This is a genomic window from Clostridium tetanomorphum (genome assembly GCF_017873215.1).
Classification (GTDB): domain Bacteria; phylum Bacillota; class Clostridia; order Clostridiales; family Clostridiaceae; genus Clostridium_AO; species Clostridium_AO tetanomorphum.
The window spans coordinates 1-24057 of record NZ_JAGGKA010000016.1; the positions used below are offsets into that span (position 1 = coordinate 1).

A 24057-nucleotide genomic window follows, 5' to 3' on the forward strand; every position below is an offset into this window, starting at 1 on the left:
ATTAATTTTACCATAAGTCTTTCACTCTTCCGAGTGGGAGATTTATTTTTTTATGCAAAAAAAACTGTCACACTAATTTTATAGTGCGACAGCCCCTTTTTTGTATTTAAGAATTTTAAAAAATAGATAATAAATTGTAATATTACTTAATTATTTTTTAAAGATTAAATAATAAGATAATTGTTATAGTATGATATAATGAAAAATATATGGTTTTTAATAAGGAGGAAAGCTATGACAGTAACAGTAGAGGAACTTGTACAAGATTTAAAATTGGAAGTTATAAATAAAGGGGAAGATAATACAGAAATAACTGTTAGTGATATAAATAGACCAGGACTTCAATTTTCAGGATTTTATAGTTATTTTGCTAATGAAAGAGTACAGTTAATAGGAAAGGCTGAATGGAGTTTTTTAGATGTAATGCAGCGTGAGATAAGAAAAAAAAGATTGAAAAAATTTTTTGAGTTTGAAACTCCATGTATAATAATTACTAGAAAATTAGAACCGCATACGGAGTTTATAGAAAATGCAAAAAAATATAATAGATGGGTTCTAAGGACAGAAAATATATCTACTAGATTTATTAGCAAACTTACTAGTTATTTAGATGAAAGATTAGCGCCTGAAACTAGACTTCATGGGGTATTAGTAGATGTATATGGTATAGGAATTCTAATTACAGGAGAAAGTGGCATAGGGAAAAGTGAAACTGCTTTAGAACTTATAAAAAGAGGACATAGATTAGTAGCAGATGATGCAGTGGATATAAAGGAAATAGATGGGAGACTTACAGGGAGGTCACCATATATCACTTCTGGTATGATGGAAGTTAGAGGTATGGGTATAATAGATGTACCTGCGTTGTATGGATTAAGTTCTGTATTAGATACAAAGACTATAGGTTTAATAATACATTTAGAGCAGTGGAAGGAAGAACAAAATTATGACAGACTAGGCATAGACGGAGAAACTATGAACATTTTAAATGTTTTAGTAAGAAGGATAACCTTGCCAATAAGGCCTGGAAGAAATATTGCAGTTATTATAGAGACTGCGGCTGTAAATTATAGGTACAATCTTAATTCAGAAATAACTTCTGTAGATATTATAAATAGAAGAATGGATGAGGAGGCGAATAGGAGGGAAAGAAATGGAAGATAAAAAAACTATAAGAAAAGAAATACTTAAAATAAGAGATAGTCTTTCTATAGATGAGAGAGAAAAATATAATAAGGATATATTTAATAAAGTTATTATTAATAGTTATTATAAAAAAGCAAAGTGTATTTTTATATTTGTAAGTTATAAAACAGAAGTAGATACACATAAAATTATTAAAAAAGCTATTGATGATGGTAAAATTGTATGCATTCCTAAAGTAGTTTCTAAATCAGAAGGAATGTATGCAGCACAAATTGAAAAATTTAATGATCTGGAACCAGGAAAATATGGTATACTAGAGCCCAAAAAGCATTGTAAAAAAATAAATGAAGAACAAATAGATTTAATATTAACTCCAGGAGCAGTATTTGATAATAAAGGTGGTAGAATTGGCTATGGAGGAGGATTTTACGATAGATTTTTAGTAAAAACTAAAAAGAGTGCACCTAAAATAGCTTTGGCTTATAATGTTCAAATAATAAATAAGGTGCCTATGGATGAATTAGATGTTAGAATTGATGGCATAATATCTAATGGGTGATATTTTGGATGAAGGTATATGATATTTTGAATAATTTTCATGAGATTAAGAACAAAATAGAATTAAATAAAGGATATAATTGGATTTGGTGTTATGTAGATGAGTTAAGTGACATTGCTAATGAATTTTCAATAAGCAATGAACATGTGGATGATTGTAGAGATTTTGATAAGGAAACAAAGATAGAGTTTGTAAAAGGATATATTTTTATAATATTTAATGTTTTAGATTATTATGATAAAGGTGTACATTCTAGAGAACTTTATATTTTTTTAGATAAAAACAACATTATAACTTCTTTTAAAGAAGATTTAGATATATTAAAAGATCTATTAAGTGACGTAAGTAAAACTAAAAATTGTTTTATGCTTAAAGATAGCCCTAACCCATCAATTTTACTTTATTATATTTTAGATAGAATAATAGTAAAAAATTATAAGGTTATATCAGAACTTGAAGCTGAAGCAGATAAAATAGAGATAGCTATATTAAAAAATCCAAAACATGAGCAATTAGATGATTTAATAATTCTAAGAAGACAAGTGTATAAAGTAAGGAAATACTTAAATCCATTAAGGTATATAGGGGATAGTTTGATAAGTAATGATAACTTTATAATAGAGGATTCATATATTGATAATTTTAAAAGTTTAAACAATAAGATAGATAAATTAATGATGTCTTTAGAAAGTTTAGTAGGAGATTTAGCCTTAGTTAGAGAAACTTTTGAATCGGAAATAGCAAATAAAAATAATGAACTGATGAAAATATTTACTATAATTGCAACAATATTTTTGCCTCTAAATTTAATAACAAGTATGTGCGGAATGAATATGAAACATGTGCCATTTAAACAGTTAGAATATGGATATTATTATGTTGTATTTGTAATGATTACAATTTCAATCTGTTTAATATGGCTATTTAAAAGAAAAAAATGGTTATAAGCTTAATATATTCTATATAAAATATATTTTTTATGATAAAATATATATAATAAATACTGGATATGGAGGTGAATATGCTCTAAAGAAATTAGAGCATTAAATATGACTGAAGAAAATAAGAGTTTAACTAAAAAGTATGAATATGCATGGGAGAAATATTCTAAGGAAGATTTAGATAAAGTTTTTTCTTTCTCTGAAGGATATAAAGAATTTATGTCAAAATGCAAAACAGAAAGAGAATGTGTTAGTGAATTTATAATATTAGCAGAGAAAAATGGATATAAAAATATAGAAGAGCTTATTAAGAGTGGACATAAACTAAAAGCTGGAGATAAAGTATATGCTAACAATAAAGGAAAAACTTTAGCATTGTTTTTAATAGGAAAAGAGTCTTTAGAAAATGGAATGAAAATATTAGGGGCACATGTGGATTCACCAAGATTAGATTTAAAGCAAAATCCGCTTTATGAAGATTCAGATTTAGCTTTATTTGAAACTCACTATTATGGTGGTATAAAAAAATATCAATGGGTAACATTACCACTTTCTATTCATGGAGTTGTAATTAAAAAAGATGGTACAGTTATAAATGTAGTTATAGGTGAAGAAGAAAAAGATCCTGTTATAGGAATTTCAGATCTTTTAGTTCATTTAGCTGGAGAACAAATGGACAAAAAATTAGCTAAAGGAATAGAAGGAGAAGATTTAAACATACTAATAGGAAGTATTCCTATAAAAGATAAAGATGCAAAGAATAGAGTAAAATTAAATATATTAAGACTTTTAAATGAAAAGTATAATATAGAAGAAGAAGATTTTGTATCTGCAGAATTGGAAGTAGTTCCAGCGGGAAAAGCTAGAGACTATGGATTAGATAGAAGTATGGTAATGGCATATGGACAAGATGATAGAGTTTGCTCTTACACTTCTTTTGAAGCTATGATGAAAATGGAAGCTGCAGATAGAACTTGTGTAACTTTATTAGTAGATAAAGAGGAAGTAGGAAGCGTTGGGGCTACAGGCATGCATTCAAGATTTTTTGAAAACACAGTAGCAGAAATATTAAACCTTTATGGGGAATATAGTGATTTAAAGGTAAGAAGAGCTCTTTCAAATTCAAAGATGTTATCTTCTGATGTTAGTGCAGCTTTTGATCCTAATTATCCTTCAGTAATGGAAAAGAGAAATACTGCATATTTTGGCAAGGGAATAGTATTTAATAAATATACTGGTTCTAGAGGAAAGTCAGGATGTAATGATGCAAATGCTGAATTTATAGCTGAAATAAGAAATATAATGGAAAAGCATAATGTTTCATGGCAAACTTCAGAACTTGGAAAGGTAGACCAAGGTGGTGGAGGAACTATAGCTTACATTTTAGCTAAATATGGAATGGAAGTTATTGATTGCGGAGTTGCATTACATAATATGCATGCTCCTTGGGAAGTAGCAAGTAAAGCTGATATATATGAAACTATGAGAGCATACCATGCTTTTTTAATGGAAGCGTAGAAAAAAGAGCCATAACTTAGATAGCAATAAGTAAGCTAAGTTGTGGCTTATTTCTCTTTATTTTATTAAGAATCACTTGATTTTGAAACAATATAATTACACAAGTTAAACAGATTATAAGAAGAAGGAATCTTGCTCATATCTATATAATCCATTTCGTAATATCCATCCCAAGGATGAATGGATATGTACTTTTCATTATATATATTTATTACAAACTTTTCTTTTTTAAAAGTTAATAGCATTTTGTATGGAGGTTTATCCGGTAAATCTTTAGGAACAGAAATAAAATATTTTGTATCTAGGGAGCTTATAAAGTTTTTTATAATATTGAAATTATCACTACTTAAATCTATTCCTTTGTAAAAGTTTGTGTCTACAATGTTGCATTTATAATTTTGTTCTGTATAAATAGTTTTAGCCAGCATATTAGTATAATAAAAATTATTTTTTTTAGCCTTTTTTATGGATATGTTACTGCAAGAGCTAAAGATAAATGACACAATTATCAAAGATATAATAATGAAGTAATTTTTTTTATTCAATTTAATCACCCTATCAATATTTATATTTGAAGAATATGCATATAATATAAATATTATTCATTAAATCATATTATGTATTAAGGAGAATAATGATTATTGAATATGTTTATAATAAATGATATAATACCCATGTACCGGGTAAGGGTATTGTTATACGTAAACTGTACATAGATAGGAGTGATATTATGGCAAAGGATTTAGATGCAAAAAAGGATATTTTAAATAGACTAAAAAGAATTGAAGGGCAAGTAAAAGGAATAGAAAAGATGGTAGATAATGAATCTACCTGTAAAGAAATACTAATTCAAGTAGCTGCAATTAGAGCAGCTATAAATAAAGTAGGAACTTTGGTTTTAGAGAATTATGCAAAAGGATGTTTTAGAGAAGGACAAAATAGTGTGGGAGAAGAAAAAATAGATGATTTAGTAAGTACATTGACCATGTTTATAAAATGAGCAAGAAGTTTGCTCATTTTATGTAAAACTTAAAATTACTTAATTTTCTTCTTGTAAGTTATAAGTTTTGTAACAGAAGATACAAGAGCTAAAGCTAAAGCTATAGCACCAGCGATTATAAGAGTATTTAAGCCTAAACTTAATGATTTATTTATATTGCCATTGATTGATTCTAGCATAGTATAGTACATACCTCCACCAGGAACCAAAGGAATAATTGCACAAACTATAAATGTAGTGACAGGAGTTTTCAAGACTCTAGCCATTATTTCACAAAATATTGCTATAACAATAGCTGCATTAAAAAAAGATAAAGTATTAGATAGGTTATTTTCTAAAGATATTAAATAAGTAAACCAACCTAAACATCCACCAAGAGCTGCAAAAATTAAATTTTTACCTTTTATGTTAAAAATAATACCAAAACAAAAGGTTGCTATGAAGGCGTATAAAGAGTAAAGGATTACATTCCAATTCATATAGAAACCCCTCCAAAATATTTAATCCACAAACTAAAAACAATACCACTCCCAACAGCAATAGCAATAGCTATCAAGAAGGCCTCAGCAGCCCTAGAAGTACCAGCTACTAAATCACCAGCAACAGAATCTCTTATTGCATTTGTTATTACAAGGCCTGGTACTAGAAGCATTAAAGAACCAATTACTATTTTATCTGTATTATCCCCAAAACCAATAGATGTACTTAGAAGAGCTATAAAAGAAGCAGTAGCACCTCCAATAGCATTTATAAAAAAAGTATTTGTTTCTATTTTGCTTAAGATTATAGAGAGAATCTGTATAACAAAACCGATGAATAGTGAAACGAAGAAATCATTGAAATTACCTCCAAATAATAAAGTGAAAAAACCTGCTGCTATAGAGGATGCAATGATTAAAGTTTTATTACTATATTTATTCATATTAGTATTTATATCATTTAAAGCTTTATCTACAAAATCTAAGGTTAAATCTTCAGAGCAAATTCTTCTAGATAGATCATTGACCTTAGAGATTTTGTCTAAGTCTATAGTTCTATATGTTATTCTTATAACTTTTGATATGGTATTTCCATTAGTGTCAGTAACTGAAATGATTATTCCGGTGGGTGTGGCAAAGCTGTCTGAGTTTTTTATTCCATAGGAACTACAAATTCTTGTAACAGTTTCTTCTACTCTATATGTTTCTGCTCCACTTTTAAGCATAATTTCTCCAGCGAAGGCTGATATATGAAGTATTCTATTAGTATCCATAATATATCTCCATTTCGAATTTTTGTATATAAGAATAGATATAATTACTATTGTATTATAACATATTTTTATGGTGTAATATAATTAATATATAAATTATTAGCTAATATATTGATTAATAATAAAAACTTATAAAGCTTGAAAATCTTGAAGATATAAAAAACTTTACTGTTGAACAGGGATGGATTACGAATAAAAAAGGTATTATACAAGTATTAATAAAAGAGAGGGCTATATATAGGCGATGATGCAGTAATATATGGAAAAAAACAAATAGAAAATTGAAATATTGTTTAAAATATATTTCAATTTAAAGATAATATTTTACATTAAAATAATTCTTAAAATATATATTTTAGAAGAATATTTCTATAAATAATGTAACAAAAAAACTTATAATAATTGCAAAATAAAAATCTTACGACAATAGTCAAAATTATCGGAATTACCCAATAATTTGCATGGTTGCATGAATAAAAAAATATATGCAAATTAATATAAATATAGAGGATTTTATACATTATTGTAGAATAATAAAATCTTTGATAGCATATACTTTGTGTTCCAGGGGTTAAATTTTAAAAATATTTAAAAACTCTTGACATGGTTCGCAGAACAATTTAATATTGAAGTTGGGCGTTATTATAAATCGACGGAATTGCTTATTAGTAATTTAATTCGATAAACTAATAGATTGGAGGGTCTTTATGGAATTATTAACATTTAAAAACGGAGTACATCCTCCTCATGGTAAACACTATACTGAGAACAAGCCAATCGAAGAGTATTTACCAAAAGGAGATATAGTTATTCCAATGTCACAGCATATTGGTGCACCAGCTGAACCAATAGTTAAAAAAGGAGATAGGGTTTTAGTTGGACAAAAAATAGGTGAAGCTAAAGGCTTTGTTTCAGCTAATATTCATGCTAGTGTATCTGGTACAGTAAAAAATGTGGCTCCAGTTACATTATTTAATGGTGTTAAATCTACAGCTGTTATCATAGAAAACGATGGACAGTATGAAGAAATTGAAACAGAAAAAAGAGATTACACAAAATTATCAAATGAAGAAATTATAAACATCATTAAAGAAGCAGGAATAGTAGGTATGGGTGGTGCTACATTCCCAACTCATGTAAAACTTGCTCCACCACCAGATAAAAATATAGATTCAATTGTTGTAAATGCAGCAGAATGTGAACCATATTTAACATGTGACCACAGAATGATGCTTGAAAAGACTAATGAAATAGTTGAGGGATTAAAAATAGTTTTAAAATTATTCCCTAAAGCTACAGGATATATTGGTATAGAAGATAACAAAATGAATGCTATTAAAGCTATGCAAGAAGCTGTTAAAAATATAGCAAACATTGAAGTTAAAGCTGTTAAAACTAAGTATCCACAAGGAGCAGAAAAACAGTTAATTTATGCTATCACTAAAAGAGAAGTTCCATCAGGTGGTCTTCCAGCTGATGCAGGATGTATCGTTCAAAACGTAGATACAATTTATGAAATATATAATGCAGTTGTAAATGGTAAACCTTTAACATCAAGAGTTGTTACTGTTACTGGGGATGCTATAAAGGAACCAAAGAATTTAAGATTTAAAATAGGAACTTCTGTAAGAGAATTAGTAGAAGCAGCAGGTGGATTTGCAGAAGAACCTTTAAAAGTTATATCAGGTGGTCCTATGATGGGTATGGCAATGTATTCATTAGATGTGCCATCAACTAAAGGAACATCAGGAGTACTTTGTTTAACTAAAAAAGTAGCTGAAATTGAAGAAGAATCAAATTGTATAAACTGCGGAAAATGTGTACAAGTCTGTCCAATGAATTTAATGCCAACAAAACTTGCTACAGCATCAGCAGTATCAAATCTTGATATGTTCAATGAATTCAGTGGAAGAGACTGTATTGAATGTGGATGTTGTTCATTTGTATGTCCAGCAAGACGTCACTTGTTACAAAGAATTCGTTCAGGAAAAAAAGCAGTTTCTAAGAAGAAATAAAAATGTAAGAAATTAATGAAGAGGTGAATTTAAATGTCTGAAACAACAATGTATACCGTATCCTCATCTCCACATATACGTGCAAAAGATACAACTCAGTCAATAATGAGAGATGTTGTAATTGCATTATTACCAGCTACTATTGCAGGTGTTTACTTCTTTAAGTTACAAGGACTTTTAGTAATATTAGCATCCGTATTATCTTGTGTAGTTGCTGAATATATTTGGCAAAAGGCTTCAAAGAAAAAGGTTACTGTTGGAGATTATAGTGCTGTAGTAACAGGATTACTTTTAGCTTTTAACGTACCAGCGTCCATTCCACTTTGGATACCAGTTGTAGGTGGTTTTTTCGCAATAATAGTTGTTAAACAATTTTTCGGTGGATTAGGACAAAATATAGTAAACCCAGCATTAGCTGCCAGAGCATTTTTACTTGCATCTTGGCCAGTACAAATGACTAGTTGGACATTGGATGGTGTTACAACAGCTACACCACTTGCTATATTAAAAGGTAATGAAGCAACAGGAGCAGCAGCTCCAGATTTAATGAGTGTATTTATTGGACATGTTGGAGGATGTATAGGTGAAACTTCAGCTTTAGCTCTTTTAATAGGCGGAGCTTACTTATTTTATAAGCATATAATTGATTGGAGAATTCCAGTATCATTTATAGGAACTACATTTATATTTACTGCAATAGCAGGAAGAGGATCAAGTCCAGTTTATGAATTATTTGCAGGTGGTTTAATGTTAGGTGCTATATTTATGGCTACTGATTATGCTACATCACCAATAACTCCACTTGGAAGAATTATATTTGGAGTAGGTTGTGGAGTAATTACTTCTCTTATTCGTATATTTGGAGGATATCCAGAAGGAGTATCTTACTCAATACTTGTTATGAACCTATTTGTTCCACTTATTGAAAGATGGACAGCTCCAAAAATATTTGGGAAGGTGAAGTAAAATGAAGAAAGTAAGCAGTTTTAAATTAGGAATGGTTCTACTGTTAATAGCTGCTGTATGTGGTTTAATACTTGGTGGAGTTAACCAAGTAACAGCAGAACCTATAGCAATTCAAAATAAGAAAACTTTAGATGAAGCAAATAAAGCAATATTACCGGAAGCATCAGAATTTGCAGAAAAAACTGATATAAAAGGTGAAGGGATTGTTTTAGGTGTTACTGAAGGTAAATCAGGATCAGATTTAAAAGGATATACAATAAAAGTTGCCCCAAAAGGATATGCAGGAGCTATTGAAATGATGGTAGGGGTATCAACAGAAGGAAAAGTTACTGGTATTAAGATATTAAATCATGCAGAAACTCCAGGTCTTGGAGCAAATGCTACTGACCCAAAATTTTCAGGTCAATATGCAAATAAGCCAGCAAAAGAATTAAAAGTTGTAAAAGGAGCAGCATCAGGAGAAGATGAAATTGTAGCTATAACTGGTGCAACAATAACTTCTAAAGCAGTAACATTAGGGGTTAATGAAGCTATTAAATTCTATGACACTAAATTGAAAGGAGGAAAATAATAATGGGAGTAGTTTCCGAAAGATTATATAATGGTATAGTAAAAGAAAATGCTACTTTTGTACAGGTCCTTGGAATGTGTCCTACATTAGCGGTTACTACTAGTGCTATTAATGGTATTGGTATGGGACTTTCCGCTACTGTGGTATTAATAGGATCAAATGTTGTAATATCATTACTTAAAAAGGTAATTCCAGATGAAATTCGTATACCAGCATATATAACTGTTATTGCGACACTTGTTACAGTGTTACAGTTTTTATTACAAGCTTATCTTCCAGATTTAAATAAATCACTAGGTATATTTATACCACTTATAGTTGTTAACTGTATAATTCTTGGTAGAGCAGAGGCTTATGCTAACAAGAATAGTGTAGGAGCATCCTTCTTTGACGGTTTAGGAATGGGATTAGGATTTACTGTTTCATTAGCAGCATTAGGTATAATCAGAGAATTCTTAGGAACTGGTAAGGTGTTTGGAGCGCAAATTACACCAGATGCTTTTCAACCTGCATTAATTATGATTCTTGCACCAGGTGGATTCTTCACACTAGGTATCTTAATGGCTATATTAAATCAGAGAAAATTAAAGAAAGCTAAAGCTAAATAGTTTAAGATGCCTTAGTTTAAAAGGAAAGGTGGACAAATAGAAAAATGAGTATTTTTACTATATTTATAAGTGCCTTATTGGTTAATAACTTCGTTTTATCTAGATTCTTAGGTATATGTCCATTCCTAGGTGTTTCAAAAAAAGTTGAAACAGCAACAGGAATGGGAGCTGCAGTTACATTTGTTATGGCGCTAGCAGCAATAATGACTTTCTTAGTTGAAAGATTCATACTTATACCATTAAATATTCAATATTTATCAACATTAGCATTTATACTTGTTATTGCATCATTAGTTCAGTTTGTTGAAATGGTTATAAAGAAGGTAAGTCCTGATCTTTATAAAGCATTAGGTATCTATCTTCCACTTATAACTACAAATTGTGCTGTTCTTGGTATGGCAGTTATCAACAGTAATGAAAAATACAATTTAATTCAAAGTATTATAAACTCTGTTGGTGCAGCACTTGGATTTACACTTGCACTTGTTTTACTTGCAGGTATAAGAGAAAAAATGGAAACAAATGAATATATTCCTGAAGCATTAAAAGGCTTACCAATAACATTGGTAACAGCAGGATTAATGGCTATAGCTTTCTTAGGCTTCCAGGGCTTAATTTAAGGAGGTGTCACTATGGAAGGTTTATTATTCCCTGTACTAAGTCTAGGTGGACTTGGTGTAGTATTTGGTCTTCTTTTAGGATATGCGTCTAAGAAATTCGCAGTTGAAGTAGATGAAAGAGTACCAATGGTTAGGGCCGCATTACCAGGTGCTAACTGTGGTGGATGTGGATTCGCAGGATGTGACGCTTATGCTGATGCAGTAGTTAATGCTGGAGCAAAGCCAAATGGATGTCCAGTTGGTGGAGCAGCATGTGCAGCAAAAATTGCTGAAATTATGGGTGTAGTAGTTGACTCATCAGAACCTAAAAAGGCATATGTAAAATGTCAAGGTACTTGTGATAAGGCTAAAGAAAAATATGAATATTATGGAGCTATGACTTGTGTAGATGCAGCTAATATTCCAGGAGCAGGTTCAAAAACTTGTGGATTTGGATGTTTAGGATTAGGAAGCTGTGTACAAGTCTGTGCTTTTGATGCTATTCATGTTGAAAATGGTATAGCAGTAGTAGATGAAGAAGCATGTACTGGTTGTGGAGCCTGTGTAAGTATTTGTCCAAAATCAGTTATAGAATTAACTCCTATGTCAAAGAAAGTACGTATTTCATGTAACTCACATGATAAAGGAATAGAAGTTAAAAATGCTTGTTCTGTAGGATGTCTTTCTTGTGGTTTATGTGTAAGAAATTGCCCAAGTGAGGCTATAACTATGGTTAATAATTTACCAGTAATAGATTACGATAAATGTACTCAGTGTGGTGTCTGTGTTGGTAAATGTCCTACAAAGGCTATTGTTAATTTGAACACAAATGTTAGTAAAGAAGCTTCTAATAACTAATATAAAAAACATGGTTTTAATTACAAAACCATGTTTTTTATTAAATAAGCCTGAGGAAATAATTCTTCAGGCTTATTTAGTTAATCTAATGTTTTTAAATTTTTAAATAAAGGAACTTTTTCTATATGTTTATAAAGATAATTAGTTCCCACACCTATAAAATATCCTGTTATTATAGAAGCTATCATAAGAACAGGTAAATAAAGATAAATTCTAAAATCTTGTATTACTAGTGCAGCCACTAATAATTGACCAATATTATGAAAGATAGCGCCACATACACTTATACTCCAAAGACTTAGATTATGACTAAACTTTTTATATAGTAAAATCATGACTAAATTACTTAATAATCCTCCTGCTATACTATATAGAAAAGAAGACATAGTTCCACCTAAGAAGGATCCTAAAGTTGTTCTCAAGAGCATTATAAGTAATGCTTCTTTAGAACCTAACATTATAAGAGCAAATAAAGAAATTGAATTTGCAAGACCTAATTTTATACCAGGAACACCAGATACTAATACAGGAAGCTGAGCTTCTACTATATATATAATTAATGCTATACTTACTAATAAACTTAAAAATACTAGTTTCTTAGTTTTTTTCATTTGATCACCTGCAATTCTATTGTTTACGTTTAAAAAGTAGTTGCATCTATTTCACTATTAGCTTTAGAGCCATCAATGGTAATTATAAGTTTATTCGGAAGACAAACTATGGTATCACCGGGTTCAGAAATTGGACCAGTTTTTATACAAACTTTATCTGGACAATCGGCATCTATTATGCTAATTTTATTTTTTTCTATTAGTATTTTATTAAAATGATTATCTTTTGTTTTTATAGTTATTTCTTGTGAATTAGTAACTTTTGATAGATCTATTTTTTTAAATATTTTTCCATCCTGTTTGATTACTGCAATTTTCTCATTAGATTTTATGGCATTTTTATAAAGGAATTTTCCTAAAAACCCCAAAGATATTATAACTACAATAACAATAAAAACTATTTTATCTCCTTTTTTCATAAATATACTCCTCATTTGATAGTTTAAATGAATCCTTTAATCCAGAGGTTGTATAGATTTTTTTGTCTTTAGCTATAAATATAGCATCTACTCCTTTTAAGGATTCTATAAGTTTCATACCTTTGTCTAAACCAAGAACAAAGGTACTAGTAGATAAAGCATCACCATCTATAGATTTATCAGAGATAATTGTAGTTGAAATTAAACCTTTATCTGCAGGATAACCAGTCTTAGTATCTAATATGTGATGATATCTTTTACCGCCTTTTTCAAAAAATCTTTCATAGTTACCAGAACTAACTATGGATTTATGAGATGTTTTTATTATACCAAAGTACTCTCCTCTAAGTTTTAATGGATCTTGGATACCTATATTCCATAGAGTACCATCTGTTTTGTTTCCAACAGTAACTATGTTTCCACCTAAATTTATAAAGGCAGTGTTTATTCCTTCTTTTTCTAGTATTTCTTTTACTATATCTGCAGTATATCCTTTTGCTATACCACCTAAATCAATGGATTCATTTTCTTTTTTTAATTTTACAGATTTAGTTTTTTCATCTAATAATATATCTTTATAATTTATTAAAGCTACTTTTTCTTTTATTTCTTTTGGAGAAGGTATTCTAGCTTTGTCTGTACCTATACCCCATATATTAACTAAGGGTCCTACAGTTATATCAAAGGCACCTTCTGAAAGATTGGCATATTCTATAGCTTTTTTTATTACAAGGAAAGTATCATTACTAACTTTTACAAAGGATTTTCCTGCATTTTTGTTAATTAATGATACTTCGCTGTTAGGTTTACTAGGAGACATTTTATCATCAATATTAGAAATTGCATTCATGGCTTTATTTGTAGCTTCTTCAGCGTTGTTACCATAAACTTTTAATTTAACAATAGTTCCTAATAGATAATTTTCTTTAGTAACAGAAGGCTGCTCCTTTTTTTTACAAGAAGTAAAAAATAATGAAGATATAAATATTGTAATTATTAATAGTAATGCATATTTTTTTTTCATTTGTTTCCCACCTTGATATAATATTTTGCTTGTTTAAATCTATTATAAATTAGATATTTTCAAACATAATAATTATAACATAAATATGACTTTAACTGAAAATTAATATCAATAATATTAAGTTATTTAATTAAATCTTTCTTTAGTATATTTATAGAATAATCTATTTCTTTTTTATAATTATTTTTCATATCTTCTAATAGTGAAGAAGAATTCATTTTTTCACCTGTAGCTATATTATAAAAAGAATCTGATGAAGAAATATAAAGTATATTTTTATCTATGAAAGAACCAGTACTAAATAATACCTTATTTGAAGAAGAACCTAAAATATCTTTACCAAACATATAGGGATTTTTTAAATTAAATAGGTTAGCAATAGTAGGATATATATCCATTTGGCCTACATAGTTATTATTGGTACCTTTATATTCATCTTTAGGAAAGTGTATTAAAAGAGGAACCTTTTGATACATAAAATAAGTAAATTCATTGGGATTTTTAATATTATCTAATTTATAAGCTTCATTTATGTAATTGTAGGGAACTCCATTATGATCTCCATAAATTACTACTATTGATCTATCCATTAATCCACTATCACTTAGTTTTTCTAAAAATTCTCCTAATTGCTCATCCGCATAATGTATGGAAGAAAGATAATCGCCAAGGAAAGTATCTTTAAGATCTCCTTTATTAAAAGTATTGTGGGGATTTTTAAAAGGATAATGACTACTTAAAGTAATTAAAAATGAGTAAAAGGGTTCTTTAAATTTAATTATTTCTTCGAAACTTTGGTTAAAGAAAGATTTATCACTTAATCCCATACCAATCTCTTCATCTATGTTAAAGCTGTGAAGTCCGAAAAATTTTTTAAATTGGATGGACTTATACATAACAGCTCTATTCCAAAAGCCTTCAGTATTGCCATGAAATACAGAAGTATAGTAACCCTTATTACCTAGAAGTTTAGGTAAGGAATTAAAATTGTTATTTGCATATCTATAGTAAGGTGTACCAGAGGATAATGGATATAGTGAATTATTAACTATGAATTCACTATCTGATGTATTACCTTCCATAACCTGATAAAAACAATTATTATAATATAAGCTTTTATTTATAAATTTATTTAAGTTAGGGGTTATATCTTTACCTTCAATTTTTTTGTTTATAACAAAGTTTTGAAGAGATTCAAATTGAACAACTATCAAATTTTTTTCATTGCCTTTATCAGTAAATGAGTTTACTGAATTATCAATATTTTTATTATTTATAAAATCTTTAATCTCAGATTCACTATAATTTTTAGCCAATGTATCTTTTTTATTCCTTATAAAGTAATTATAACCATCTATTAAGTGAAAATTTATTCCATTTAAAATTCTACCTACATAAATTTTATTAGACATATTTTTTAATAATCCAGGTTGTTCTATATTCAAATCCCTTATATAAGATTTAGTAGGTTGTACACTTAAAAACAAACATATAATAAATAGAAAAATTCTTTTTAATAAGTTAAGTTGTTTATATTGAGATTTATAATATTTAATCAAAAATGGAAAAAGTACTATTATATCTATTAGTAATAATAGATTATGTTTAGTTAATCCATAGTTTAATAAATTATTAGAAATAGTTTCTACAAAAAAGCCATTTTTTATAGAAATAAAGGATACTAAATCTCCTATGGTTAAAAAATATATAATATCTCCTATGTAAAGCAATGAAATAAGTATGTCCATTAAATATAAATATATAGCTCTTAAATTTCTCTTTATTAAAAATCCAATAGAAATTATCATTAGTAATGAAAATAATATAGGATTTAAAATGCTCTTATAGTTAAAATATGTAGGAGATATAACTTTCTGAAAATAAAGAGATTTGGGTATAAGTATAAGTAGAAATAGTATAATATCTAGAAAGTCATATAAATAACCACAAATTTTAGTTACATATTTTTTAACATATAACATGGCTGCCTCCTTAAAAGTATAATTTTAAAATAACAACAAAACTAACATAACATAATAAACCTTTAATAACAATAAAATATCTTTTAATTTTTTATTACTAAAACAAAAAAATTAGTAGTTTTTAAAAATTAACTACCCAAAAGAGTTATAGTATGTTATAATTAATACGAATAAAACAATAAAAGTTAAAAATATTGTTCGTAATGAGGGGGATAAAAAGCATTATGATTAATAAAATATTTAGAATCTATGTGGAAAAGAAAAAGGAACTGGATATAGAGGGAGATGAAATATTAAAGGACATAAGGTTAACTTTAGGAATAAATACTATAAATAATATAAGGGTATTAAATAGATACGATATTCAGGGAATAGATAGAGAAGAGTTAAACAAATCTAAAGGAATAATATTTTCTGAACCAGTAGTAGACTATGTGTACGAAGAAGAATTACCTTTAGAGGGCAAAGAAAGAGTATTTGCAGTAGAATATTTACCAGGACAGTATGACCAAAGGGCAGATTCTGCGATTCAATGTGTTCAAATACTTACACAAAGTGCATCTGTTAATATAAAAACCGCGAAAGTTTACCTTTTAAAGGGTAATATAACTGAAGAAGAATTTGAAAAAATAAAATCATATTGTATAAATAGTGTAGATTCAAAAGAAGCTAGTCTAGAAAAACCTATCTCATTAGATTTAAATTTGGAAGCACCAAAAGATATAAAAACCATAAATAATTTCATTAATTTTACTGAAGATGAACTAAAGGAATTTTTAGATAGTGAAGGATTGGCTCTTTCATTAAATGATTTAAAATTTTGTCAACAATATTTTATAAAAGAAAATAGAGATCCTTCTATTACTGAAATTAAAGTAATTGACACTTATTGGTCTGATCATTGCAGACACACAACTTTTAATACAGTAATTGAAGAAGTTAATATAGAGAATAAAGAAGAAAATACACCTTTAAAAGAAAGCTATGAAAATTATTTAAGCATCAGAAAAGATTTATATAATGGAAGAGACAAAAAACTCTCACTTATGGACATAGCTACTATTGCTATGAAAAAGTTATCTAAGGAAGGGAAGTTAGAAGATTTAGATAAAAGTGAGGAAATAAATGCATGCAGTATTGCAGTAGATATAGAAGTAGATGGGAAATTAGAAGAATGGCTAGTTATGTTTAAAAACGAAACTCATAACCATCCTACAGAAATAGAACCTTTTGGAGGAGCAGCTACTTGTCTAGGAGGAGCTATAAGAGATCCACTATCAGGAAGGGCATATGTATATCAGGCTATGAGAGTTACAGGAAGCGGAGATCCAAGAAAAAGTATTGAAGAAACTTTAGAAGGAAAATTACCTCAGAAAAAAATCACTTTATCAGCTGCTAAAGGATATAGCTCTTATGGTAACCAAATTGGATTAGCTACGGGGCACGTATCAGAGGTTTATCATGAGGGTTTTGTGGCAAAAAGAATGGAAGTAGGGGCAGTTATAGGAGCAGTAAAGAAAGAAAATGTAATAAGAGAAACTCCAATGCCAGAAGATTGCATTATTTTATTAGGAGGAAAAACAGGAAGAGATGGTTGCGGAGGGGCTACGGGTTCTTCAAAAGAACATGATGAAAAGTCTATAGAAGAATGTAGTTCAGAAGTTCAAAAGGGAAATGCTCCAACAGAGAGAAAAATACAAAGATTTTTTAGAAATGAAGAAGTAATTAAAATGATTAAAAGATGTAATGACTTTGGTGCTGGTGGAGTATCTGTAGCTGTTGGAGAAATTGCTGATGGATTAAACATAAATTTAGATTTAGTTCCTAAAAAATATGAGGGACTAGATGGAACAGAGCTTGCTATATCTGAATCTCAGGAAAGAATGGCTATAGCAATTAGTGCTGATAATGTAGAAAAATTTATAAAACTTGCTCATGAGGAAAATTTAGAGGCTACAAAAATTGGAGAAGTAACAGAAGAAAAAAGACTTAGAATGTACTGGAGAGAAAATTTAATTGTAGATTTAGATAGAGAATTTTTAAATTCCAGTGGAGCAACAAGCTATACAAATATAATGGTAAAAGCTCCAGAAGAAAAAGAAAACTTCTTTAATAACTATAATAAGGATTATGAAACTTATGAAAGTGCTTTTATAAATACTTTAGATAAGTTAAATGTATGTAGTCAAAAAGGATTAGTAGAAAGATTTGATTCATCTATTGGAGCTGGAACCGTGATAATGCCTTTTGGAGGAAAATATTCCTTAACGCCTTCTCAAAGTATGGTAGCTAAAATTCCTATGTTAGAAGGCGAAACTAATGCTGCCACTATAATGAGTTATGGATATAATCCTTATATTGGAGAGTGGAGTCCATTTCATGGAGGATTGTATGCAGTAATTGAAGCCGTAGCTAAAATAGTAGCGGCAGGTGGAGATTATAGCAAGATAAGATTAAGTTGTCAGGAATACTTTGAAAAGCTTGGTGAAAATCCAGAAAAATGGGGCAAGCCTTTTGCAGCACTATTAGGAGCATTAAAAGTTCAGACTGCTTTAGATATACCGGCTATAGGTGGAAAAGACAGTATGTCAGGAAGCTTTAAAGAATTACATGTACCACCAACACTAATAGCTTTTGGAGTAAACGTGGTAAATGTAGACAATGTAATCTCACCAGAATTTAAAGGTGCAGGGCATAAAGTGGTATTAATCACTCTACCAATAGATAAGTATCATATGCCAAATTTTGAAACATTAAAGAAAAACTATGAAAGAATTAATTCTCTTGTAAACACAGGAAAAATAATTTCAGCTTATGCAGTAGGAGAAGGTGGAGTAGTAGAGGCTGTAAGTAAAATGGCTTTTGGTAATAAAATAGGAGTAAAATTTGAGAAAGATTCTTGGATAAATATAGAGAATTTACTTTCACCAAAGTATGGTTCTATAGTGGTAGAATTTAAAAATGAAGCAAATATAGAAGAAGAGTTAAAGGATATTTCTTATAAATTATTAGGAGAAACTATACAAAAGTCTTATTTCTTATTAGAAGATGAGAAAATAGAATTATATAAGTTAATCGAAGCTTGGCAATCTCCTTTAGAAAGCGTGTTTAAAACTAAAACAGAAAATATAGATATGAACATTGAAAACATTATATACAATAGTGAAGTAAAGAAGATTTCAATATTAAAGAATATTAAACCAGAAGTATTTATACCTGTATTCCCAGGAACTAACTGTGAGTACGATACAAGCAGGGCATTTAAGAAGGCTGAAGCAAAATCAAACATAGTAGTATTTAAAAATAATAGTATAGTGGATATAGAAGATTCTATAGAAGCTATGGTAAAGGCTATAAATTCATGTAATATATTAATGATTCCTGGAGGATTTAGTGCTGGAGATGAACCAGATGGATCAGGAAAGTTTATTGCAACTGTATTTAGAAATGAAAGAATTAAAGAGGCTACTATGAATCTTTTGAATAAAAGAGATGGATTAGCTTTAGGTATATGTAATGGCTTCCAAGCATTAATTAAGTTAGGACTTGTACCTTATGGGGAAATAAGAGAAATAACTGAGGGGTCTCCAACATTAACTTACAATAAAATTGGAAGACACGTATCCTCTATGGTTAGAACAAAGATAGCTTCAAATAAATCTCCTTGGTTCAGCAATGTAAAGGTAGGGGACATTTTTACAGTACCTGTATCCCATGGAGAGGGAAGATTTGTAGCTTGTGAAGAGGAAATAAAAAGACTTATAGCAAATGGACAAATAGCTACTCAATATGTAGATTTTAATGGAAATGCTACTTATGATATTAATTTTAATCCTAATGGCTCCTACTATGCAGTGGAAGGAATAACAAGCCCAGATGGAAGAGTGTTAGGAAAAATGGCACACTCAGAGAGAATAGGTAAAAGAGTTAGTATTAATGTATATGGTGAAATGGATATGAAAATTTTCAAATCTGGAGTGGAATATTTTAAATAGAGTGAATTGCACTTTATTTAAGAGCACGGACAACGGAAAAATTAAAGGGGGCTGCCGCATTAAGGAATTTACATACAATATACTGTTTTGCAAGTTTAAAGTTAACACAATATATTGTAGGATTTATTCTTAGTGCGACAGCCATCTTTTTTATACTTTTGATATATAGTTAGTAAAATATTTTATTTTAAATTTTAATATTGACAAACTCTGACCACAGATGTAAACTCAGTATATAACCACAAATGTAGTCGGAGGTGTGTTTCTTGAGTAAATATAATATAAGTGAGTCAGAATGGAAGGTAATGACATGTCTATGGAAGGAGCCAAACTTAACTTTAAAACAGATTTCACAAAATCTTAAAGATACGAAATGGAGTTATAGTACTATAAGAACTTTGGTAACAAGGCTTATGGAAAAAGGAGCAATCGATGCAGATAAATCATCATCTTCAAATTTTAAATATTTCCCTATTGTACAGGAGAAAGAATGTAAGGTACAGGAGACAAAAAATTTTCTTACAAGAGTTTTTAATGGTTCGGTGTCAATGATGATTTCAACTCTTGCCAAACAAGAAGAGCTTTCGCCAAAAGAAGTTGCAGAGCTTAAAGAAATTATAGAAAGCATGGATGGAGGCGAGTAATTGAAATGAATTATTTTATAAATATAACTATTACAACCTCTATAACAGCATTTATTATATTGACAGTAAAAAAAACGCTTAAAAGCAAAATTTCTCCTAATTGGCAATTCCTTGTCTGGATTGTACTTGCTATGAGACTTTTAATTCCAGTTTTTCCCGAGAGTCATATAAGTATTTTTAATGCTGTGCCACAGGTTGAAAATATAGAAATCTCTCAAAGGGTTATGGAAAATATTTCTCATGAAAGTAAAAGTTTTGTTACAGGAAATATTATTTTAGGAGAAAGACATAAGGAGTTTATTTTAAGTGAAGCCTTAGTGAATAATATATTTTTTATTTGGGCAATTGGTGCCATAATTATGTTATTGATTATGATAATAACATATTATTTATTTCATAAAAAAACAACAAAACTCCCAATATTAAAAGATTCAGATATTGTTCTTATACTAGATAAATGCAAGAAATCAGTAGGGATAAATAAGAATGTGATTGCAAGATTAGGTGGAGAAACTCCTATGTTAAAAGGAATAGTAAAACCAGAAATTTTATTACCACAAGGATACACAAAAGAAGAACTTAGCAGTGTGTTTACCCATGAACTTGTACATCTTAAGAATAAGGATGTTTTGTGGAATATTGTGGCTACATTACTACTGTGTGCTTACTGGTACAATCCTCTTATATGGTATTGTGTTTCTGAATTTAGAAGAGATATGGAAATTTTATGTGACTATAGAGTATTACAAATTAATAATAAGAAGAAAGAATATGCTAATATACTTCTTAAAACTGCTTTAAAAAAGAATAAGTTTATTTTAGGGACTACGTCATTGCAAAATGGAAAAAAGGATGTAACAAGAAGAATTAAATATATTGCTTACTTTAAAAAGCCAAAGGCAATATGGAGTATTGTTGCAATTGCTATTGTAATTTTAATTACGGCAATTTGTCTTACCAATCCAGTGATGAAATCTTACACAAAAATTAACAAACTAAATTCTGAAAAATTATATATATATAAGACTCAATATGTAGGAGATGCAAGTAAAATTGGTAATCTTACAGATAATCTACATTATTCGAAGTATAAAAATGGATTTTCTCTACAGACAGACTCAAAACCTTATGGGATAACCATAAATTATAATATTAAGCCTGAAGTATTGTCACAAAACAGTATTAGTAAAACAAATAATATGTTAGAAAATGCAGCGGTAATATTTTGTCTTGTAAATAATGTTGATGAAGTTAAATTTAAATTTGATGATGGAGAAAATGGTAACAGTTTTTCATTTAAAAGAGAAGTTTTTAATAATGTATTTAAAAAAGATATAAGAGAATATTCTTCATCATTAAAAGTATTTCAAGATCAATTTATACCTATGGTAAAAAATCAAAATTGGAGCGGAATAAAAGTACTTAAAGATAATTAAATTATAAAACTTTCGGGGCTTTTTAAAGGAATCTGCTGCAATATTATAGCAAACTCACACAGATAAAAAGCTCCGGCAAGTATTAAATAGATGAATTTTCTACAATAAATCTTAGGACTTCTTTAGATAAAAGTAGAATATCTTCTTTTTTAAAATTTGAAAAATCATGACTACTATTTTGCAGAGTTACTAATTTTGCAGAAGCTTTTTTTTCCTTACATTTGTTATAGAGATCAATAGCATTTTTATAAGGAACTAAAGTATCATTTTTACTATAAACCATTAAAGTTTTTGGAATTTCTTTATTAATATAGTTTATAGGACTATATTTAGAAGCAACTTCTTTTATATTAGGAATAGACTTTAAGATATTATTAATATCCCAATTAGCTTTTGAGAAATCTAAAGTGTTTAAATCTGTAGGTCCTAAAAAATCAATGATATATTTTACTTTTGAAGGATAAGCTTCTAAAGTTTTATCATCCGTGAATTTACCATCATCTGTATAGGATGCAAGTAAAGATAAGTGAGCTCCTGCTGAAATACCTAAAATACCAATTTCCTTTGTATTAAAATTATATGTATCTTTATTTTTGTAAATCCATCTTATTGAATCTTTGACATCACAAACAAGTTTATCAAAATTAACCCCAGGTTTCATAAGTTCATATTCAATACTTATTATGGTAAAACCCTCTTCTCGAAAAGTATCTAATATAGGTGAAAGAGCTGAGGGAATTTCCTTATTTCCATAAGCCCAGGATCCACCATGAACATATAAAATTACTGGAGAACCCTTAGAAAGCTGCTTTTTTGATTTATATATATCTAGAGTTAGTGGAACATTGTTAGTGTTTTTATAAATAATGTCTTTTAAGTTAGCAGTATTCATACTATTTGAATCATCAATAGATATATCAGAAGGTATATTTCTTTGCATATTAATATATTTTTTACCTATACTCATATAAAGCTTGATTTTTCCTCTGTATACAAAAATAAAGAAACATAGGAAAATAAGAGCTAATATCAAAAACATTTTAATAAGTTTTAAAAAATTTTTCATTATAATGACTCCTTAGATAATTATTCATACATAATTGTACAATAAGAATAAGGCATTAGTAAAATAGTTTTCAATAAAGTTAAGAAAATCATAGCAGAAAATATGAAAAAAGTATAATAGGGTAGATTTTTTTGTAGAATAAGATATATAATAGAAATGCTAACCATAATACAAGGAGTGAATTAAATGAGCAACAGTATTAAACATAGTATAAAGAACTATCAAAAAATTATTCTAGAAAAATATCAAACAGGGATTATAGAAGAAAATTATAAAGAAAGAATATTAAAAGAGATAGAAGGCAGAGAAGCCTTACAAAACTATTTTAATGAGTATATTGAAAAAAATAAGGAAGCTTTAGATTTAGAATGGGGATGTTTAATGTTCTTATTTATAAAGGCTTCACAGGAGAAAAATGTAACGGATGTAGAAGAGTATTCTAAGAAATTAAATAAATATGAGGATAATTATTATATTGAATATATATTAGGGGACATTAGCTTAATGTATTATGGAGATATTTTTCAGGCAAAGGATAGATTCTCAAAGGCATTAACTATAAAAAATAATGATTCTAACTGTTATTATAACTTAGGATTTATATATAGTTTACTAGGAGTGTTTGAAAAATCTTTAGAATATTATAATAAAGCTATCTACTACAGTGATAATTCAGTTAATCCTAAAGATTTAAAAGTTACCGCTCTTCATAATGTTGCAGTTCATTATATAACTGTTAAAGAAGATTATGAAAGAGCAGAGGAAATACTTGAAGGAATATTAAAAGAGTATCCAGATTATGATAAAGCAAGAGCAACTTTAACAAATCTAAAAGGAGATGCATAAT

The 24057-nt window shown here is 28.7% G+C and carries 23 protein-coding genes; 15 read left to right on the forward strand and 8 right to left on the reverse strand.

The annotated features are described in order from the left end of the window. Positions 1–234 precede the first annotated feature (234 nt). The 4 genes from hprK (at position 235) to J2Z24_RS14680 (ending at position 4164) form a co-directional block, all read left to right on the forward strand. The gene (gene hprK / locus J2Z24_RS14665) at positions 235–1164 is read left to right on the forward strand and encodes an HPr(Ser) kinase/phosphatase (protein ID WP_035145873.1); all 930 of its coding nucleotides are present in this window, start codon (positions 235–237) and stop codon (positions 1162–1164) included. Continuing rightward, positions 1154–1705: a 5-formyltetrahydrofolate cyclo-ligase gene (locus J2Z24_RS14670; RefSeq protein ID WP_035145875.1), complete on the forward strand. Its 552-nt coding sequence runs from the start codon at positions 1154–1156 to the stop codon at positions 1703–1705. The genes hprK and J2Z24_RS14670 overlap by 11 nt, the downstream gene beginning before the upstream one ends. An 8-nt stretch (positions 1706–1713) precedes the next feature. Further along, entirely contained in the window at positions 1714–2652 is a 939-nt protein-coding gene (locus tag J2Z24_RS14675; RefSeq protein ID WP_035145876.1) for a magnesium transporter CorA family protein, read from the forward strand. A 102-nt stretch (positions 2653–2754) separates the two neighbouring features. Beyond that, positions 2755–4164: an aminopeptidase gene (locus tag J2Z24_RS14680; protein WP_035145879.1), complete on the forward strand. Its 1410-nt coding sequence runs from the start codon at positions 2755–2757 to the stop codon at positions 4162–4164. 65 nt (positions 4165–4229) lie between these two features. Here the strand turns inward: J2Z24_RS14680 and J2Z24_RS14685 are convergent, their stop codons facing one another. Continuing rightward, on the reverse strand, positions 4230–4718 hold the full coding sequence (locus J2Z24_RS14685; protein WP_307861371.1) for a DUF4883 family protein: 489 nt from the start codon (positions 4716–4718) through the stop codon (positions 4230–4232). Positions 4719–4894: 176 nt separating this feature from the next. On the opposite strand from J2Z24_RS14685, the gene J2Z24_RS14690 reads away from it, so the two are divergent. Beyond that, positions 4895–5164 carry a metal-sensitive transcriptional regulator gene (locus tag J2Z24_RS14690; RefSeq protein ID WP_035145881.1) on the forward strand — a complete coding sequence of 90 codons (270 nt, stop codon included), beginning with the start codon at positions 4895–4897 and terminating at the stop codon, positions 5162–5164. Positions 5165–5199: 35 nt separating this feature from the next. On the opposite strand, the gene J2Z24_RS14695 is transcribed toward J2Z24_RS14690, so the two are convergent. Together J2Z24_RS14695 and J2Z24_RS14700 are read right to left on the reverse strand one after the other, a co-directional pair. Then, complete coding sequence (locus J2Z24_RS14695) at positions 5200–5643, reverse strand: threonine/serine exporter family protein (protein WP_035145884.1); 444 nt, start codon at positions 5641–5643, stop codon at positions 5200–5202. Continuing rightward, positions 5640–6416 (reverse strand): threonine/serine exporter family protein, encoded by a 777-nt coding sequence (locus J2Z24_RS14700; protein WP_035145887.1) that lies wholly within the window; start codon positions 6414–6416, stop codon positions 5640–5642. The genes J2Z24_RS14695 and J2Z24_RS14700 overlap by 4 nt, the downstream gene beginning before the upstream one ends. A 707-nt stretch (positions 6417–7123) precedes the next feature. Between J2Z24_RS14700 and rsxC the strand changes: the two genes are divergently transcribed. The 6 genes from rsxC to J2Z24_RS14730 are packed head-to-tail and all read left to right on the forward strand — an operon-like array spanning position 7124 to position 12033. Next, entirely contained in the window at positions 7124–8431 is a 1308-nt protein-coding gene (gene rsxC / locus J2Z24_RS14705) for an electron transport complex subunit RsxC (RefSeq protein WP_035145890.1), read from the forward strand. Positions 8432–8464: 33 nt separating this feature from the next. Next, a complete protein-coding gene (locus tag J2Z24_RS14710; RefSeq protein WP_035145892.1) occupies positions 8465–9397 on the forward strand; it encodes an RnfABCDGE type electron transport complex subunit D in 933 nt (310 codons plus the stop codon). 1 nt (position 9398) lies between these two features. Next, positions 9399–9968, forward strand: coding sequence for an RnfABCDGE type electron transport complex subunit G (locus J2Z24_RS14715; protein WP_035145893.1), 570 nt, complete (start codon positions 9399–9401; stop codon positions 9966–9968). 2 nt (positions 9969–9970) lie between these two features. Next, entirely contained in the window at positions 9971–10576 is a 606-nt protein-coding gene (locus tag J2Z24_RS14720; RefSeq protein ID WP_111947481.1) for an RnfABCDGE type electron transport complex subunit E, read from the forward strand. Between the two features lie 44 nt (positions 10577–10620). Next, entirely contained in the window at positions 10621–11196 is a 576-nt protein-coding gene (rsxA, locus tag J2Z24_RS14725) for an electron transport complex subunit RsxA (RefSeq protein WP_035145898.1), read from the forward strand. Positions 11197–11208: 12 nt separating this feature from the next. Continuing rightward, on the forward strand, positions 11209–12033 hold the full coding sequence (locus tag J2Z24_RS14730) for an RnfABCDGE type electron transport complex subunit B (protein ID WP_035145900.1): 825 nt from the start codon (positions 11209–11211) through the stop codon (positions 12031–12033). Positions 12034–12113: 80 nt separating this feature from the next. Here the strand turns inward: J2Z24_RS14730 and J2Z24_RS14735 are convergent, their stop codons facing one another. The 4 genes from J2Z24_RS14735 to J2Z24_RS14750 all read right to left on the reverse strand — a co-directional run bounded on the left by J2Z24_RS14735 (position 12114) and on the right by J2Z24_RS14750 (position 16069). Next, the gene (locus J2Z24_RS14735; protein WP_035145902.1) at positions 12114–12644 is read right to left on the reverse strand and encodes a Gx transporter family protein; all 531 of its coding nucleotides are present in this window, start codon (positions 12642–12644) and stop codon (positions 12114–12116) included. A gap of 29 nt (positions 12645–12673) precedes the next feature. Beyond that, complete coding sequence (locus J2Z24_RS14740; RefSeq protein ID WP_035145905.1) at positions 12674–13063, reverse strand: NusG domain II-containing protein; 390 nt, start codon at positions 13061–13063, stop codon at positions 12674–12676. Next, entirely contained in the window at positions 13047–14087 is a 1041-nt protein-coding gene (locus J2Z24_RS14745) for an FAD:protein FMN transferase (protein ID WP_035145908.1), read from the reverse strand. The genes J2Z24_RS14740 and J2Z24_RS14745 overlap by 17 nt, the downstream gene beginning before the upstream one ends. Positions 14088–14209: 122 nt before the next feature. Then, positions 14210–16069 carry an LTA synthase family protein gene (locus J2Z24_RS14750; RefSeq protein WP_035145910.1) on the reverse strand — a complete coding sequence of 620 codons (1860 nt, stop codon included), beginning with the start codon at positions 16067–16069 and terminating at the stop codon, positions 14210–14212. Between the two features lie 224 nt (positions 16070–16293). Here J2Z24_RS14750 and J2Z24_RS14755 point away from each other — a divergent pair, with 224 nt between their 5' ends. From J2Z24_RS14755 to J2Z24_RS14765, 3 genes are all read left to right on the forward strand, one after another. Beyond that, on the forward strand, positions 16294–20064 hold the full coding sequence (locus tag J2Z24_RS14755; RefSeq protein ID WP_035145914.1) for a phosphoribosylformylglycinamidine synthase: 3771 nt from the start codon (positions 16294–16296) through the stop codon (positions 20062–20064). A 266-nt stretch (positions 20065–20330) separates the two neighbouring features. Then, positions 20331–20708 carry a BlaI/MecI/CopY family transcriptional regulator gene (locus J2Z24_RS14760; protein ID WP_035145917.1) on the forward strand — a complete coding sequence of 126 codons (378 nt, stop codon included), beginning with the start codon at positions 20331–20333 and terminating at the stop codon, positions 20706–20708. A gap of 5 nt (positions 20709–20713) precedes the next feature. Continuing rightward, on the forward strand, positions 20714–22144 hold the full coding sequence (locus tag J2Z24_RS14765; protein WP_035145919.1) for a M56 family metallopeptidase: 1431 nt from the start codon (positions 20714–20716) through the stop codon (positions 22142–22144). Between the two features lie 82 nt (positions 22145–22226). Here J2Z24_RS14765 and J2Z24_RS14770 read toward each other — a convergent pair whose 3' ends face one another. Further along, positions 22227–23210: an alpha/beta hydrolase gene (locus J2Z24_RS14770; protein WP_035145921.1), complete on the reverse strand. Its 984-nt coding sequence runs from the start codon at positions 23208–23210 to the stop codon at positions 22227–22229. Positions 23211–23396: 186 nt separating this feature from the next. Here J2Z24_RS14770 and J2Z24_RS14775 point away from each other — a divergent pair, with 186 nt between their 5' ends. Continuing rightward, positions 23397–24056, forward strand: a complete 660-nt coding sequence (locus tag J2Z24_RS14775) for a tetratricopeptide repeat protein (protein ID WP_035145923.1) — start codon at positions 23397–23399, stop codon at positions 24054–24056. Position 24057: the final 1 nt, after the last annotated feature.